At 38.5% G+C, this 15370-nt stretch carries 12 protein-coding genes and 3 tRNA genes; 6 read left to right on the top strand and 9 right to left on the bottom strand.

All coding sequences use genetic code 11. From position 1 onward, the window contains the following. Positions 1-121 precede the first annotated feature (121 nt). The 4 genes from B3P16_RS17745 to rocD form a co-directional block, all read right to left on the bottom strand. Positions 122-2908, bottom strand: coding sequence for a TonB-dependent receptor (locus B3P16_RS17745; protein WP_286843762.1), 2787 nt, complete (start codon positions 2906-2908; stop codon positions 122-124). A 206-nt stretch (positions 2909-3114) separates the two neighbouring features. After that, positions 3115-4602 (bottom strand): tetratricopeptide repeat protein, encoded by a 1488-nt coding sequence (locus B3P16_RS17740; protein WP_286751981.1) that lies wholly within the window; start codon positions 4600-4602, stop codon positions 3115-3117. A gap of 336 nt (positions 4603-4938) precedes the next feature. Next, the gene (locus B3P16_RS17735; protein ID WP_286751982.1) at positions 4939-5904 is read right to left on the bottom strand and encodes an arginase; all 966 of its coding nucleotides are present in this window, start codon (positions 5902-5904) and stop codon (positions 4939-4941) included. A 3-nt stretch (positions 5905-5907) separates the two neighbouring features. Next, on the bottom strand, positions 5908-7167 hold the full coding sequence (gene rocD / locus B3P16_RS17730; protein ID WP_286843760.1) for an ornithine--oxo-acid transaminase: 1260 nt from the start codon (positions 7165-7167) through the stop codon (positions 5908-5910). A 121-nt stretch (positions 7168-7288) separates the two neighbouring features. Here rocD and B3P16_RS17725 point away from each other — a divergent pair, with 121 nt between their 5' ends. Further along, positions 7289-7741 carry an Lrp/AsnC family transcriptional regulator gene (locus B3P16_RS17725; RefSeq protein ID WP_046673539.1) on the top strand — a complete coding sequence of 151 codons (453 nt, stop codon included), beginning with the start codon at positions 7289-7291 and terminating at the stop codon, positions 7739-7741. A 51-nt stretch (positions 7742-7792) separates the two neighbouring features. Here the strand turns inward: B3P16_RS17725 and B3P16_RS17720 are convergent, their stop codons facing one another. Beyond that, positions 7793-7978 (bottom strand): hypothetical protein, encoded by a 186-nt coding sequence (locus B3P16_RS17720; protein ID WP_046673540.1) that lies wholly within the window; start codon positions 7976-7978, stop codon positions 7793-7795. Between the two features lie 207 nt (positions 7979-8185). Here B3P16_RS17720 and B3P16_RS17715 point away from each other — a divergent pair, with 207 nt between their 5' ends. From B3P16_RS17715 to B3P16_RS17705, 3 genes are all read left to right on the top strand, one after another. Next, positions 8186-8428, top strand: a complete 243-nt coding sequence (locus B3P16_RS17715) for a hypothetical protein (protein WP_046673541.1) — start codon at positions 8186-8188, stop codon at positions 8426-8428. A gap of 83 nt (positions 8429-8511) precedes the next feature. Continuing rightward, on the top strand, positions 8512-9165 hold the full coding sequence (locus B3P16_RS17710) for an NAD(P)H-binding protein (RefSeq protein ID WP_286843759.1): 654 nt from the start codon (positions 8512-8514) through the stop codon (positions 9163-9165). Positions 9166-9255: 90 nt separating this feature from the next. Next, positions 9256-10668, top strand: coding sequence for an alkaline phosphatase (locus B3P16_RS17705; RefSeq protein WP_286843758.1), 1413 nt, complete (start codon positions 9256-9258; stop codon positions 10666-10668). A gap of 42 nt (positions 10669-10710) precedes the next feature. Here the strand turns inward: B3P16_RS17705 and B3P16_RS17700 are convergent. The 3 genes from B3P16_RS17700 to B3P16_RS17690 all read right to left on the bottom strand — a co-directional run bounded on the left by B3P16_RS17700 (position 10711) and on the right by B3P16_RS17690 (position 10996). Next, positions 10711-10783, bottom strand: a tRNA-Thr gene (locus tag B3P16_RS17700). 33 nt (positions 10784-10816) lie between these two features. Then, positions 10817-10889, bottom strand: a tRNA-Thr gene (locus B3P16_RS17695). Between the two features lie 34 nt (positions 10890-10923). After that, positions 10924-10996, bottom strand: a tRNA-Thr gene (locus B3P16_RS17690). 271 nt (positions 10997-11267) lie between these two features. Between B3P16_RS17690 and clpB the strand changes: the two genes are divergently transcribed. Then, positions 11268-13868: an ATP-dependent chaperone ClpB gene (gene clpB, locus B3P16_RS17685; protein ID WP_286843757.1), complete on the top strand. Its 2601-nt coding sequence runs from the start codon at positions 11268-11270 to the stop codon at positions 13866-13868. A gap of 59 nt (positions 13869-13927) precedes the next feature. On the opposite strand, the gene B3P16_RS17680 is transcribed toward clpB, so the two are convergent. After that, positions 13928-14422 (bottom strand): TlpA family protein disulfide reductase, encoded by a 495-nt coding sequence (locus B3P16_RS17680; protein ID WP_286843756.1) that lies wholly within the window; start codon positions 14420-14422, stop codon positions 13928-13930. 157 nt (positions 14423-14579) lie between these two features. On the opposite strand from B3P16_RS17680, the gene purN reads away from it, so the two are divergent. Next, a complete protein-coding gene (gene purN, locus B3P16_RS17675) occupies positions 14580-15152 on the top strand; it encodes a phosphoribosylglycinamide formyltransferase (RefSeq protein ID WP_070563826.1) in 573 nt (190 codons plus the stop codon). The last annotated feature ends 218 nt before the right edge of the window (positions 15153-15370 follow it).

The following is a 15370-nucleotide window of genomic DNA, read 5'->3' as shown; positions in this document are numbered from 1 at the left end:
CGAATCATACTTGTTCAAAACTTGATCGTTCCAAAAAAGGGAAAGCTTCACCGAAACAAACTGTTGTTATTTCACACCGTACATGTTCAGATTAAAACATGTTGTGTTTTACGCGGGTCTATTATTTACTAAACGAATAACGTAAACCAAGGATATAGTTCTGTCCATACAAATCCTTTCTAATCAATGTATTTCCGCCTTCAATAAGCTTTTCAGCGATCTTCTCATTTTCGGGATTTGTTCCTTTCACATATAATTCCATAGGTGTATTCAAGATATTGTTGGCTTTGGCAAAAACGGCCCAACCTGCTTTAAATTTTTTCTCAATAGAAGCATCTAACTGAACAAATCCCTTTTGCCATAAATCATCGTTCAGAAATTGCGATACTGTATTGATCCGTGAGCCAGTATAAGATCCAGCCAATTGTCCTTCCCAGCCATTATTAGCATCTTTGTAAAGCAATGATAGATTGGCCACATGTGCAGCTTGCCCATATAATGGTCTAGTTTGATCCACGATTATCGCTTCTGGGTCCTGTGTGGTTTCATTGATTCGACGCGACATCTTAGCGGTCGTTATACGAGAATGTGTATAGGTATAATTGGCCTTAACACCAAATTTCTGGATATACTTGATGTAATCAACCTCGACACCAAAGTTGTTGGCATTACCAAAATTACCTGGAGTGTAGTATACATCCTGCTTACGAACCTCATCCGGTTGAAAGGTATATTCAATAGGGTTTTTGATTTTCTTATAAAACATACCGACAAGAAATTGTGAGGAAGCTTCAGGGAATAATTCATACCTTAAATCGAAATTATCTGCTATGGCATGTTTTAAATCTGGGTTTCCTTTTTCTAAAAACTCTTCATTAACCACACTTGAGGGTACAATTTCATAAAATCCAGGTCGGTTTAACGCGCGATAATAGGCCGTATGAAGCTGTTGTTTTTCGTCCAAATGATATTTCATGGTCAAACTTGGCAGCCATTCTGTATAAATTTGTGATCCCTTCGGTCTTTTTTCTCCTGCAGGAAACAATAATTTATAATTCTGATTGCTGTGTTCCATACGGATTCCACCGATCATCTGCCATTTGTCATTCTCATAATTGAACATGCCGTACAATGCTGTGGTCTTCTCACCAGCGTCGTAAGTTAGTGGATTTGCGACAGCTCCAGTAGGATTGGTGACAGTCAGATTGAGATCGGTATAGCGCTGAAAATCCACACCGTATTTATACTTTGCCTCTTCTGCAGAAGCTGGTGATAAGTTGTAGTTATTGTAAAAACTACTACGCTGTTTATCACGATACAGACCTCCGGTCGATAGCTCCAGCTTACTGTTTTCCATTGGAACTTTATAAGCTACATCCCAATAACCTGCATGATCATTATCCGTATTACGCTCCCAACGATAGGTTACAGGAGATTTATTGACGAGAGAAGTTCTTTTACGTTCAAAATTTTCTTCTACGCCATCCAAACTGATCATCGTATTTTGTGGCAATTGATTGCGCGCTGAAGAAAGCACACCTGACCAACGGACATTCAGCCGATTATCTAAAAAATGATGATCCCCCTGTAGGGTACCATTGTAGATCTGTTGTTGTGTTTTTCGACTTCTTGTCACATAGGTCAGTTCGGCTTTACCAATACTGGGATCATACTGGCCATTATATATCGTATTCACAGCATCACGCAATTGCATGTTATTTAAATTCACATACATTTGATAGAAGCTAATCCGATGATTCAGATTAAATCGATAGTCGATCTTGTTATGCAAACCTAAGCGTTGTTGCTGTTCATCATATTGACGATCACTCTGCTCAGTAATTACCGCATTGGGATTTACGCCAACGACAGCCGATTTGTAGAAAATAGAACGACTGCCACGATGTAAATTTTGATAACTCGCACCCAAAATAACGCCCAATTTATCATCCAAATACCGATTGCCTATTGTCAAATTGCCGACAAGGTCTGGAAGTGGCTTTTTATAAGTATAATCTAATGCACCCTTATTAAAATCAGCAGCGGTTGCATTGTAATTCTTCCCATGCTGTTCATATGGCGATTTTGCCGAGGTTCCGCTTGTCGAAAAGCTTCCAAAATCCCGATTAAAATAACGTTGGCTATAACCTGTTGCCAAATTTGCTTGAAGCAATAGCTTTGTCGGCGCCGATTTCATAACCATATTGACAACCCCACCCACTGCATCGGCTTCCATATTTGGTGTTAGCGACTTGTAGACTTCTAAGCGTTCCAACATATCTGAAGGAAATAAATCCAAAGGCACATAACGGTATTTATTATCTGGACTCGGAACTTTTACGCCATTCACCAAAGTCGTGTTGTAACGTTTATCCATCCCTCTCAGAATTGCGTATTGCCCCTCGCCATTCGAATTTCTTTCTATGGATACACCCGAAACACGCTGTATAACATTTGCGACGGTGATATCGGGAGAAATCTCTATTGCGCGCGCCGAAACAACATTCATAATTTGTGACGCATTCTTTTCTAAACGCCGCGCGCTAGGATCGTCATCCCCACCGTTTCGACGTCCTTTTATAGTTACTTCCATTAATGTTTGTTCGGTCGATGTCAGCTGAAAAATAAAATGAGGGGTATTTTCTTTTTGAATCTCGATTTCTTTAATTAGTTCGGCGTAAGCCATATGCTTGATATGGACCTTATCCACACCTGCAGATAATCCTTTGAATTCAAACGAACCATCCAATTGTGTTTTGGTCGATAGCCCACTTTGTTCCAAGAAAACTGTTGCACCAGCAATAGCTTCACCAGTCTGACCATCCAATACCTTACCTTTGATTTTGGTCGCATAAGCAGCGCTGACCGAAATACTGGAGGCAAGTAATACTGTTAAAAAGTTTTTCATTTTGCTTAGATTATTATGAATCTTTGATTGTTGTCGCAAAGATGGCAGCCAATTTTAATCACACAAAATATCGAGCGTTACAACAAGGAAACAAGGCAGAAAATGGGTTATACAGCGAGGAAACAAACACTACTAAACAACTAATAAACAACAGTTTAAATGCTATTTAAGCGCCATTAACATTCTATTACTCCTGTGTTAAAAAATTATGAAATCCCAACAAGATAGCCCGCGAGGTCCTCTCCTTGTTCCAATCTTAATTTTTTTCGCAATCGATGTCTGGCAACACGAAGGCTATCTTGTGATATGCCCAATAAGACGGCAATATCGATATTATTCAAATTTATTTTAAGCAATGCGATTAACCGCATATCCGCGGCCGTCAAATCTGGAAATCGTCGAATAAGTTTTTCAAAAAAGCTGTGATGTACCTTTTCGAAAGTTCCCATAAACTCTTTCCAATGAATACCCTGTGTGATATTTTCATTGATCTGCAACACCAACTTCTGCATCTGTCGTTTTTGATCCCGGCGTTCGTCCTTAACCATTCCTTTTAATTCATCACGAAGTTCTTCCAAAAATTGATTGTTACGGATTAAATTTAAGGTATGGGATGTCAATTCCTTTTGCTTGAGCGACAGTTCTTGTTTGAGCTGCTTATCTTCAAGCAACTGGTTTTTAAGTGCAATTTCGGTCAACTCGCGTTCGGCCTCCTGTTTTCGGGAATCGGAGATCTGGTTTTTGATCTTAATTTTCTGGCGACTATGCAATACATAGGATAACACAATTAACAAAATTAAAACCACGATTGTTCCCCAGAGCATGATTAAGTTGATTCTTTTGGTTACTTGTAATTTCTCGATCTCTTCGGCTTGTTGATTCATATCGTAGAGTGCCTGAAAAAAAGCAGTATGGCGAGCACCATCCACACTATAAAGTTCAAGCACCAACTTACGGCTCTTTTCTGCATAAAAATAGGCGCTATCCATCTGCTCACGCAAGGCGTAGGTTCTACTCAAATCTTTTGTCGTAGCAGCCATTTGATACACATCACCCAAATTTTCCGCCATCTGATAAGCCAATTGCGTGAGTTTAATACTTTCTGGATATTTATTGGTCTTCCTAAAAATATCGCCCATATTATTTATGACCACAATTTTTCCATAATTGTCTTTTGTTTCCGTATAGAGGGTACGTGCTTTTTCAAAATGAAAAAAAGCGCTGTCATACCTTGCAAGATCTTCATAAATACTGCCTAAATTTTCATGGATCTTGGCTTCTCCATTTTTATTACCAATACTGCTATAAATGGACAAAGCAAGATTCTGGTAGACAAAGGCGGAGTCGTAGTTCGCTTCCTTTTCAAATAAATGACCTATATTCCCTAATGTACCTGCCTCTCCATTTTTATCCCCTTCTGTTCGGAAAGAATGTAGCGCCTTGTTAAAATAAACTTTCGCTAGATCATGTTGTTTGTTGAAAATATTGAGCTCCCCGATATCACTCCAATTCGAAGCAAGATGCTGTTTTGAATTTAATTGCGTATAGATTCGATCGGCTTGAAAATAGTAGTCCTGCGCCTGTCCATAATGCCCCTGATTAACACATAACCATCCAATCGCCTGTAAACAATTGGCTTGTAATAATAAGTCTTTATCCGTAACAGCTTTTGCATAACGTTTTTTTACGAGCATAATTGCAGAATCAGGATGGTTTTGACTTAATCCTCTAATATCCTTAAAGGATTCAACCTGCGCAGTACCTGGCTGCCACAAAAAAAGCTGTATAAAAAAAAGTAGAAACAAAATAATTTTATCAGAAATCCTCATATTTCATGTAAATAATCGAATTGCAAATGTACATGAAACATGTTAACACAATATTAAATCACATAGAGTAATACGAGTTTTAACATAAGGAAGGCTGACTTATTTTTATCCACCAAGCTCAACGATATACTATTAAAAAAGCCCTTTTATTGACGATACACATCAATAAAAGGGCTTGAAAATAGACAATCCCAAAACCGGTTAATTACTCGATTTCAATTCAATGAGCGGAGTGATCCGTTCTAATATATCAAATGCCACCTCTGCCATTTTGTTACCCTTATTGTCCAATAGTGGATTAACTTCAACAATTTCAAAACAAATCACCTTACCCGATCGGATGATCTCTTCTAAAATCGACACAATCTCCCTTGGCAAAAACCCCTTCGGTACTGGTGTTCCGGTGCCATCCGAGATCAATTCACTATCCATGCTATCCACATCAAAAGAGATATAAATCATATCACATGCTTCTAGGATTTTCAATGCTTCAGCCACACAATCGGTTATTCCGCGCTGTCTCGTATCTTCCACACGATAGTTTTTAATGCCAAGTCGTTCAATGACCAGATCTTCCGGTTCTTCCGTATCCCTTACACCAAAATAAATCAAATGATTGGATAGTATTTTACCTACTGGGCCAGCTATTCGTTTTAGTTTATTCCAAAATTCTTGTGTCGATTCGTCTATTTTATTGATTTTACACGGGATATTATCCTCATTCAACATCGCCGCTAAAGGCATTCCATGCATATTACCAGAAGGTGTTGTGTGCGGAGAATGAATATCGGCATGCGCGTCTACCCAGATCACACCGAGTTGTTTATCAGGATAAGCGGACTTTAAACCACTGATCGTCCCCATTGCGGAGGAATGATCCCCTGAAAACACCAATGGAAAATTGCCGGAAGATAAGCTATCTTCAACGGTGGAAGCTACTTGTTTGCATTGTTCATAAACCTGCTGAATATGTTTCGCAAAAGGATGATTATCATTCTGATAAATGGAGCTATTTCGAGTCGGCACATCAACAAATGGATAGTTAATGAAATATTGACTTCCTTTATTAATTGCAGCTATCTCGATGGCGTCGATGCCCAGATCTGAACCCCTAGTCCCTGCTCCTATATCCGATCTGTTTTTGATCAATTCAATCATTTTCTCCATACACTATTTCAAATTAGTCAACGATCGCTCAATGATCCCTAAGCAAGTCTCGACTTGCTCTTTTGTAATAACCAGCGGCGGAGCCAATCGAATTTTGTTACCATGTGTAGGCTTCGCTAAAAGTCCATTTTCTTTAAATTTGAGACAGATATTCCAGGCCAAATCACTTTCTTCATCCGCATCAATTACAATGGCAGTCAAGAGCCCCTTTCCTCGCACTTCTGTAATTAACGTAAACTTAGCAGCAATCTGACGCAATCCATCCAAAAACAAGGCCCCCATCTCAAGCGCCCGTTGCGTCAAATTTTCATCCCGCACAACATTTAGCGCTTCCATAGCTACTGCACAGGCTAAGGGATTACCACCATAAGTCGAACCATGTTCGCCCGGTTTAATACACAACATAATGGAATCATTTGCCAACACTGCCGATACCGGCAATACACCGCCCGATAAAGCTTTCCCTAAAATCAGAACATCTGGTTTGCTTTGACTCTGCGCATCATCAATAGCATAGGATGCCAACATGCTTCCCGTCCGAGCAATACCAGTTTGGATTTCGTCTGCAATAAACAATACATTGTATTTTGTACATAATTGTCTCACACGCATCAGATAATCCTCATCAGGAACGACAATACCCGCTTCGCCCTGAATTGGCTCAACGATAAAACCGGCGATATTTTCATCTGCTTTGAATAACTGTTCTAGTGCATCAACATCATTATAGGGAACGAGTACTATGCCATCTAAAAAGGGACCAAATTCATGTGTTGCAGTAGGATCATTGGATGCCGATATCACAGAGATTGTCCTACCATGGAAATTGTCCTTGGCAAAGACAATTTTCGCTTGATTGGCTGCTACACCTTTCACCTGATAGGCCCATTTACGACAAAGCTTCATTGCTGTTTCCACAGCTTCAACGCCCGAATTCATCACCAAAGCCTTATCAAATCCAAAAAGATGACAAAGCATTTCTTCAAAATCACCCAGTTTATTATTATAAAATGCCCTGGATGTTAATGTTAATTTCTCGGCTTGCTCTTTTAAAGCGTGTACAATCCGTGGATGGCAGTGTCCTTGATTGACAGCTGAATATGCAGATAAGAAATCAAAATAAGACTTTCCATCAACATCCCACACCATAACTCCTTCAGCTCGTTCCAAGACGACCGGAAGAGGATGATAATTGTGCGCTCCATATTTTTCTTCTTTGGCAATGAACATCTCGCCCTTACCTTGTTTAGCTACTGTACTCATAATTCAGTTTTTTCTAATAAGAACAAATATACAATATTTACTTTTTTATTGACTGAAAAATAAAATTTAACACTAAATTAGCATATAAATATTAAAATTAACTTTTAAACCACTTTCTACAATGAATAATATCGATGACTTTGATCTACAGATTTTAAAATATTTAGACGAAGATGGACGGATGGCCTACTCTGCAATAGCAACAGCCATGGGCGTATCCAATACCATGATCCATCAACGAATCAACCGTTTGACGGAACAAGGGATACTGACAGGTATAAAGCCCGTATTGAATGAAAAGAAGCTAGGCTATGATTGGGGTGCTTTTACCGGGCTAAGTTTAGAAAAAGATCATGATTCGAGCAGAATTATTGAAGAGCTCAAAAAAATACCAGAAGTTACAGAATGCTACTATATTACGGGCAACTACACGTTATATGTGAAAATTATTGCTAAAAATCATGAACATATGCGACAACTACTTTATGAAAAAATCGATAGCATTCCAGGAATTGCGAAGACAGACTCCCTTATCGAATTAGGCTGTGCTTTCAAACGTAATATTATATTCTAGCACAAGAAACAACCGAAGGGATCCTGAACACGGATTTTCAGGGTCTCAACGCTATTTACCAATATTTGCTAACTCTTCTTCCGTCCAGTAGATTAATTCTCGTAAAACATACACATTTTCATAACTTCCCAATCCATCGATGTAATCCCACAAATCACCTTCAACCTTCACTGGTCTTCCATGATGAAGTATATCATACCCATTATCTAACCAATTTTGTATCTGCTCTTTATCCATCGTTATTAAAACTTATTGTTAATTATCTTTAAAATGACTATATCAAATATAATGTATTTTACACTGGCTGCCCACAACTGGATAAAAGAAAGTCAAATTTCAACAACTTTTTGACATAGTGTCTATCACTCTTCAAGAAGTTCTCACGCTATTTGACAAATTTTAAAAATAAAAAAGTATATTCGTATAACATTAAATATCAATATTATGGCAGATTTTTTCTACGTTGGATACGAAGGTGAAGACGAATTACTCGAACTGGTGGCAGTATCTACAATTCAATCCCTACTCTATTTCCAAGATGCCGATCAAGAGGACTTTACAACAATAAAAACCGCTATTGATCAAAATTTTATTGTCGAAGAAGATCTAATCACTGTAGCAGACACCCTCCGATTGGATCAATCTATTGTTCGCTTTACTCCTGGCAAGCCTAATTATAAAGATTAATTGCATACTCAATCATCTGGGCAATAACTCTCCGTGAAGCAATTCATTCAAGATAATTAGTAAAGAAAATAAGTAAGGAAATAATGAAGGTAGTTTTAATTGGCGGTTCTGGTGCTACAGGAAGGGCGCTCATTCAATTGATGTTGAAATCTAAGGAAGTTACGGAAATCGTTGTTCTTTTAAGACGTGTGTCGTTTGAGGAGCACATTAAATTGAAACAGGTTATCGTAGATTTTGAAAATCTAACGGATTTTGAGCGCGAGATCCAAGGCGACATCGCTATTTCCTGCCTTGGCACCACATTAAAGGATGCAGGCGGTAAAGATGCACAATGGAAAATAGATCATGATCTTAATTTGCAATTTGCGGCATTGGCCAAAAAAAATGGTTTTCCTACCTTTCTCTTATTATCGGCAGTTCTTGCGGATCCTGCATCAAAAATTTTTTATAACCGCATGAAAGGAACCCTTGAACAGGATGTTAAAGCACTTAATTTCAATCGGCTTATCATTTTCCAGCCGGGAGGATTAATTCGACCAAACACAGATCGCTTCGGTGAAAAAACAGCCATTACTGCCCTTCGTATCCTTAATACGATAGGATTATTCAAATCCTATAAGCCACTGTCTGTAGCACAAGTTGCTTCCGCAATTTTACAGGCGATCAATCACTACACAAAAGGTATCCACACTGTAAACGTTAAAGATATCCAAAAATTAGCAACAGAAACCAGTTGAATCGCCTAAATAGTAATTCATAATATTGAATTAACAATAAACTAATCCTAAGGCTGTAATTTGTGTTTTTTTAAAATAACAACCATTCAAATGAAAAAACACGTTTTATTTCTGTTTCTCCTCGTTTTTGTACATGTTTTCCCCTCTTTTGGCCAAGAAGCAAAATACATCTTTTATTTAATTGGTGATGGCATGGGCCTCAACCAGGTTAATCTCACCGAAATTCATCAAGCTGAAGTACAGCATAAAGATAACCCCATCCCACTTGTGTTTACCCAATTTCCTCATGTTGGATTTGCCTCCACACATTCACTCTCAAATGGCGTAACGGACTCAGGCGCTGGAGGTACCGCATTAGCCGTTGGAAAAAAAACCAAAAATGGCGTTATCGGTATGGATAGTACAGGAACTGTCCCCTATAAGAGTATAGCTTATGCCGCAAAGCAAAAAGGAAAGAAAGTCGGTATTATTACAAGCGTCAGCATAGACCACGCTACCCCGGCTTCATTTTATGCGCACCAAGCAGACCGCGACATGTATTATGAAATCGGTAAAGAAATTGTCACTTCCAATTTTGATTTTTTTGGCGGATCCAATTTTCTCAAACCCGAAACAACATTTGATCATAAAAAGGCGCCATCGCTTTTCCCCATATTAGAAAAAGCCGGCTATAACGTGCTTAAAGGAAAAGATGCTTATGCACAACTACCAAATAAATCAGATAAGATCATATTGATGAATTCAGATGGCAGTCCCATAGATGCCCTTAAATATGCCATAGACCAAAAGCCAAATGATTTAAAATTGGCAGATATCACATCTGCAGCTATCACTTCACTGCATAAAAACAATACAAATGGTTTCTTTTTAATGATTGAAGGTGGAAAAATTGATTGGGCATGCCATGCAAATGATGCGGCTACAACGATTCAGGAAGTATTGGATTTCAATGCCTCCGTACAACTCGCCTATGATTTTTATAAAAAATTCCCAAATGAAACACTTATAGTCGTTACAGCGGACCATGAAACAGGAGGATTAGGTGTCGGTAATGGAAGTTCTTCGCTGAAAACAAAATTCTTGTCCCACCAAAAAACCTCGCATGCAGAACTTTCGAACGCAATAGGCAACCTTCGTAAGAATAATCCAAATGCAACATGGGACGATCTCAAGAATCTCATTGCTGCTCAAACTGGTTTATTTTCCAAAATTACAATCCATGAAACTGATCGTAGTGCTTTAGAAGCTGCCTATCAAAAAAGCTTTGTCGATCACCAAAATGAAACCGCAAAAAGCCTTTACGCAAGCGACGACAAAATAGCCGCACTGAGTATTTCAATCTTAAATCGGATGGGATCAATAAGCTGGGCCTCTAACAACCATTCGGCCGCCTATGCACCGATATATGCGATCGGTGTTGGCTCCGAGCAATTCAGTCAGAAAATGGATAACACAGATATACCAAAGAAAATCGCTACAGCAGCAAAACTTAGTTTGGACTAAACAAAAAAAGATCCCTAAGAAATCTTGGGGATCTTTTTTATGAGCCTCTTATCGGAATCGAACCAATGACCTACTGATTACAAGTCAGTTGCTCTACCAGCTGAGCTAAAGAGGCTTTCAAATGAATTTTAATGAGTGTCGCTCAAAGAGCCTCTTATCGGAATCGAACCAATGACCTACTGATTACAAGTCAGTTGCTCTACCAGCTGAGCTAAAGAGGCTTTTTAAAGAAGTTTAATGCATGTTGCTTAAAAGAGCCTCTTATCGGAATCGAACCAATGACCTACTGATTACAAGTCAGTTGCTCTACCAGCTGAGCTAAAGAGGCGTTACTTCTTTTCAATCTTATAACGTCTGACCGTTTTAAGATGCTGCAAATATCGAAAGCTTAAACCAAAAATGCAAGTCGATTTCAAGAATTTTATACCCTGCTAAGCCAATTATTTAAAAATCAAGCGCATTATTTTTGACAACTGAAAATTTGTCATGATTCAATAAAAATTATTGCCATTTTTTCCGAAGTATAGCTTAAAACCCGAATGGCACTTCAATTGTTATAACCAATATGTATCAACGAAACTTTAAATAAGAGAATAAAAATGAATTTTAACAACTATACAATTAAAGCCCAAGAGGCTATACAAAAAGCTTCCGAAATTGCGGCTGGTCATCAACAACAGGCGATTGAGACAGCGCATATTTTAAAAGCTTTACTCACAGTGGATGAAAATGTTGTCAGCCACTTATTAAAAAAGTTAAATGTCAACATCAGCTATCTCGGGACTGAACTTGACAAACAAATTGAAGGTTTTCCGAAGGTTAGTGGCAGCAATATTTATTTAAGTAGCGATGCCAACAATGCACTTCAGAAAGCACAGGGCTATCTCAAAGAATTCAATGATGAATTTGTCTCGGTAGAGCATTTATTATTGGGTATTCTGGCAACTTCTGATAAAACCTCAACATTACTTAAGTCACAGGGCGTTACAGAAAAAGACTTAAAGACCGCCATAAAAGAATTGCGCGGAAACAGTCGGGTAACTGATCAAAATGCGGAGGCCACCTACAATGCTTTGGGAAAATATGCCCGAAATTTAAATGAATATGCCGAATCCGGAAAATTGGATCCTGTGATTGGCCGTGATGAGGAAATTCGACGTGTGATGCAGATACTCTCCCGTCGTACCAAAAACAACCCGATACTTGTCGGTGAGCCTGGGGTTGGTAAAACGGCTATCGCGGAAGGTATTGCTTACAGAATTATTAAAGGCGACGCACCTGAAAACTTAAAATCTAAGATTGTATTTTCCTTAGATATGGGCGCTTTGGTTGCCGGAGCTAAATATAAAGGTGAATTTGAAGAACGTCTAAAAGCGGTTGTAAAAGAAGTTACCGATTCCAATGGAGACATCATACTCTTTATCGACGAAATCCATACATTGGTGGGTGCTGGAGGTGGTGAAGGTGCAATGGATGCGGCTAATATCCTCAAACCGGCGTTAGCTAGAGGTGAACTACGTGCAATTGGAGCGACAACCTTAAACGAATACCAAAAATACTTTGAGAAAGATAAAGCATTGGAGCGCAGGTTCCAGAAAGTTATGGTTGAAGAACCTGACACGCAAGATGCCATTTCCATTCTCCGTGGCCTAAAAGAACGCTACGAAACACACCATAAGGTACGCATTCTGGATGAGTCTATCATTGCTGCCGTGGAATTGTCACAGCGCTATATTGCCGATCGTTTTCTACCAGATAAAGCGATTGATTTAATTGATGAGGCAGCATCCAAATTGCGCCTTGAAATGGATTCTGTACCGGAAGCTGTCGATGAGCTTGAACGTCGTATCATGCAATTGGAAATTGAGCGTGAAGCTTTGAAACGTGAAAATGACGATAAAAAAGTTGCAGAATTATCGGAAAGTATCGCTAATCTATCTGCAGAAAGAGATACCTTAAGAGCGTCATGGCAAGAAGAAAAGAGTCTTGTTGACAATGTCAATCAAGAGATTGAGAATATTGAAAACTACAAACTCGAAGCTGAGCAGGCCGAACGTTCCGGAGACTATGGAAAGGTAGCAGAACTTCGTTATGGACGAATTAAAGAAGCGCAAGAAAAAGTGGACAAACTAAAGGCTGAACTCGCTGAAAAACAAGAAAGCAAGCGTATGCTCAAAGAAGAAGTTACTTCAGAAGACATTGCTGATGTTGTCGCAAAATGGACAGGAATACCTGTGAGCAAGATGATTCAATCAGAACGCGAAAAATTATTGAATCTGGAGGAAGAGCTTCATAAACGTGTCGCCGGTCAGGATGAAGCAATAGAAGCTATTTCCGATGCCATTCGTCGATCACGTGCTGGATTAAGTGATGCGAAACGACCAATAGGATCGTTCATATTTTTGGGGACTACCGGAGTCGGAAAAACCGAACTTGCAAAAGCACTTGCCGAGTTCTTATTTGACGACGAACAATCCATGGTTCGTATTGATATGTCGGAATATCAAGAACGACACGCCGTGTCTCGTTTAATCGGAGCGCCTCCGGGATATGTCGGCTATGATGAAGGCGGGCAGTTGACTGAAGCAGTCCGAAGAAGACCCTATTCTGTTGTTTTGTTAGATGAAATTGAAAAAGCTCATCCCGATGTATTCAATATCCTATTGCAGGTATTGGATGATGGCCATCTTACAGACAACAAAGGTCGTACGGTAAACTTCAAAAACACCATTATCATCATGACCTCCAATACGGGGTCAACCATTATACAGGAGAATTTCAGTCATCTGACCGATGATAATAGGGATGAAATTATCGCCAAAACACGCAATGAGGTCTTCGATCTTTTAAAACAGTCGATTCGCCCCGAGTTTTTGAACCGTATCGATGAAGTGATTATGTTTACGCCATTAAGTCGAGACGAAATTGGAGATATTGTTCGTTTACAATTTGCACATGTTCAGAAACAGCTGGCCGAACAAAATATATTCATTACGGCTTCTGATGAAGCAATGGATTGGTTGGCACAGCTTGGTTATGACCCAATTTATGGGGCTAGGCCACTAAAACGTGTTATTCAAAAACGAATTTTAAATGAACTATCAAAGGAAATTTTATCCGGAAAAGTAAATCGCGATTCGATTATTCGTCTGGATGTATTCGACGGTAAATTTGTGTTCATCAATAAACAAGAACAATAAAAAAAGAACGTCAGACAGTACTGTCGGACGTTCTTTTTTTATTGTTAATTTTTAAACATTTAACCTGTAATACCTAAAGCTTTTAACAACTTGTTTACATCGTCTTCGCCGTCCAAATGCTGTACCAATACTTTGGTTTTTGCGTCATAGATATAGAGCGATGGGTAATTGCTTGGCTTAAATTTTTCAATAAATTGAGTTCCAGCATCAAACAAGAATTTGACATTTGGGGCACTTTTCAATGCCTTCGCATGCATATTAATAAATCCATCGACATAAGGCTTATCATTCATGGAGATAAAATAGAAGGATACATTCTTGAATTTGGACAAATTGCGTGCGATACCAGCCCCCATTTTCTGGCAATGGCCACAACCCGAGTCGTAAAAATCCAACACAATATAGCCCGATTTTGGAAGCCTGTCTGAATTAAACTTGCTGGCCTGATAGACCTCCTCAAAAGTAAACGATGGAAGTGTTTTGGGTGCCTGTGCAAAAACAGGTTTAAATAAGAAAAATACACTTACAAAAAATAGGGAACAAAGGAACCTCATGTTAAAGAAATTTAAACCAACAGTGACTATTCAATTAATTTTAATCAATAATACTTAAAAATGCGCTTCAGTCAACTATTATTTTAGTTTTTTTACAAAAAATCCGTAAGTTTGGGCTAATTTTTAAATCGATCAAATCTATTAATACTTATTAATCGTGAAAAAACGAATTGCTATTTTTGCTTCAGGTTCAGGGTCCAATGCTCAAAAAATAATGGAACATTTCAAGTATTCAGATGAAGCTGAGGTTGCCTTGATTTTATCCAATAACCCTGATGCTTACGTTATTCAACGAGCCGACAATTTTGAAATACCTGCACATATATTTGATCGTGACGAATTTTACAAAACCGACAACGTTGTCAACATTCTTAAAAACTTAAATATTGATCTGATTGTTTTGGCGGGTTTTCTTTGGCTCGTTCCAAATAACCTGCTGAAAGCATTTCCAAATCAAATTATAAATATACATCCTGCTCTCCTACCAAAATATGGTGGCAAAGGTATGTATGGTGACCATGTACATAAAGCCGTTTTGGCCAATAAGGAAGAGGAACATGGCATTACGATCCATTTCGCAAATGAACATTTCGACGAGGGGGAAATTATATACCAAGCACGATTCAAAGTGGATCCCAACGATACTTTAGACATTATTAAATTTAAAGGACAGCAACTCGAACATCAGTACTTCCCTAAAATAATTGAAAATCTGATCAAAAAAATGTAAAAACAATTCTATTATTTAGAATTGTTTTAAACAAATTGTAACTTTGTATTATGAACGAAGTTATTGAATCTGTGTTGGAGATCGATGAGTCAGAAAATAAAGCTGGGTTGTTTCAGTTTCGGAATACGGCTATGAACCCTTTTTCTGACTTTTCTTGTGCCTGCTTTAAAAAGTGTTGCAAAAAATATAAAGAAGGCAAACGCTGTAAAAAATGTCCG

Source organism: Sphingobacterium sp. UBA7631 (assembly GCF_002483935.1).
Classification (GTDB): domain Bacteria; phylum Bacteroidota; class Bacteroidia; order Sphingobacteriales; family Sphingobacteriaceae; genus Sphingobacterium; species Sphingobacterium multivorum.
Note: the sequence above shows the minus strand (reverse complement) of the source record. Positions and strands in the feature narration are given on the sequence as shown.

Coding starts and splice junctions, on each gene's coding strand:
- B3P16_RS17735 (WP_286751982.1), bottom strand. CDS start 5,904: ATGGAGAAAATGATTGAATTGATCAAAAACAGATCGGATATAGGAGCA.
- B3P16_RS17745 (WP_286843762.1), bottom strand. CDS start 2,908: ATGAAAAACTTTTTAACAGTATTACTTGCCTCCAGTATTTCGGTCAGC.
- B3P16_RS17740 (WP_286751981.1), bottom strand. CDS start 4,602: ATGCTCGTAAAAAAACGTTATGCAAAAGCTGTTACGGATAAAGACTTA.
- B3P16_RS17725 (WP_046673539.1), top strand. CDS start 7,289: ATGAATAATATCGATGACTTTGATCTACAGATTTTAAAATATTTAGAC.
- B3P16_RS17705 (WP_286843758.1), top strand. CDS start 9,256: ATGAAAAAACACGTTTTATTTCTGTTTCTCCTCGTTTTTGTACATGTT.
- B3P16_RS17710 (WP_286843759.1), top strand. CDS start 8,512: ATGAAGGTAGTTTTAATTGGCGGTTCTGGTGCTACAGGAAGGGCGCTC.
- B3P16_RS17720 (WP_046673540.1), bottom strand. CDS start 7,978: ATGGATAAAGAGCAGATACAAAATTGGTTAGATAATGGGTATGATATA.
- B3P16_RS17715 (WP_046673541.1), top strand. CDS start 8,186: ATGGCAGATTTTTTCTACGTTGGATACGAAGGTGAAGACGAATTACTC.
- B3P16_RS17680 (WP_286843756.1), bottom strand. CDS start 14,422: ATGAGGTTCCTTTGTTCCCTATTTTTTGTAAGTGTATTTTTCTTATTT.
- rocD (WP_286843760.1), bottom strand. CDS start 7,167: ATGAGTACAGTAGCTAAACAAGGTAAGGGCGAGATGTTCATTGCCAAA.
- clpB (WP_286843757.1), top strand. CDS start 11,268: ATGAATTTTAACAACTATACAATTAAAGCCCAAGAGGCTATACAAAAA.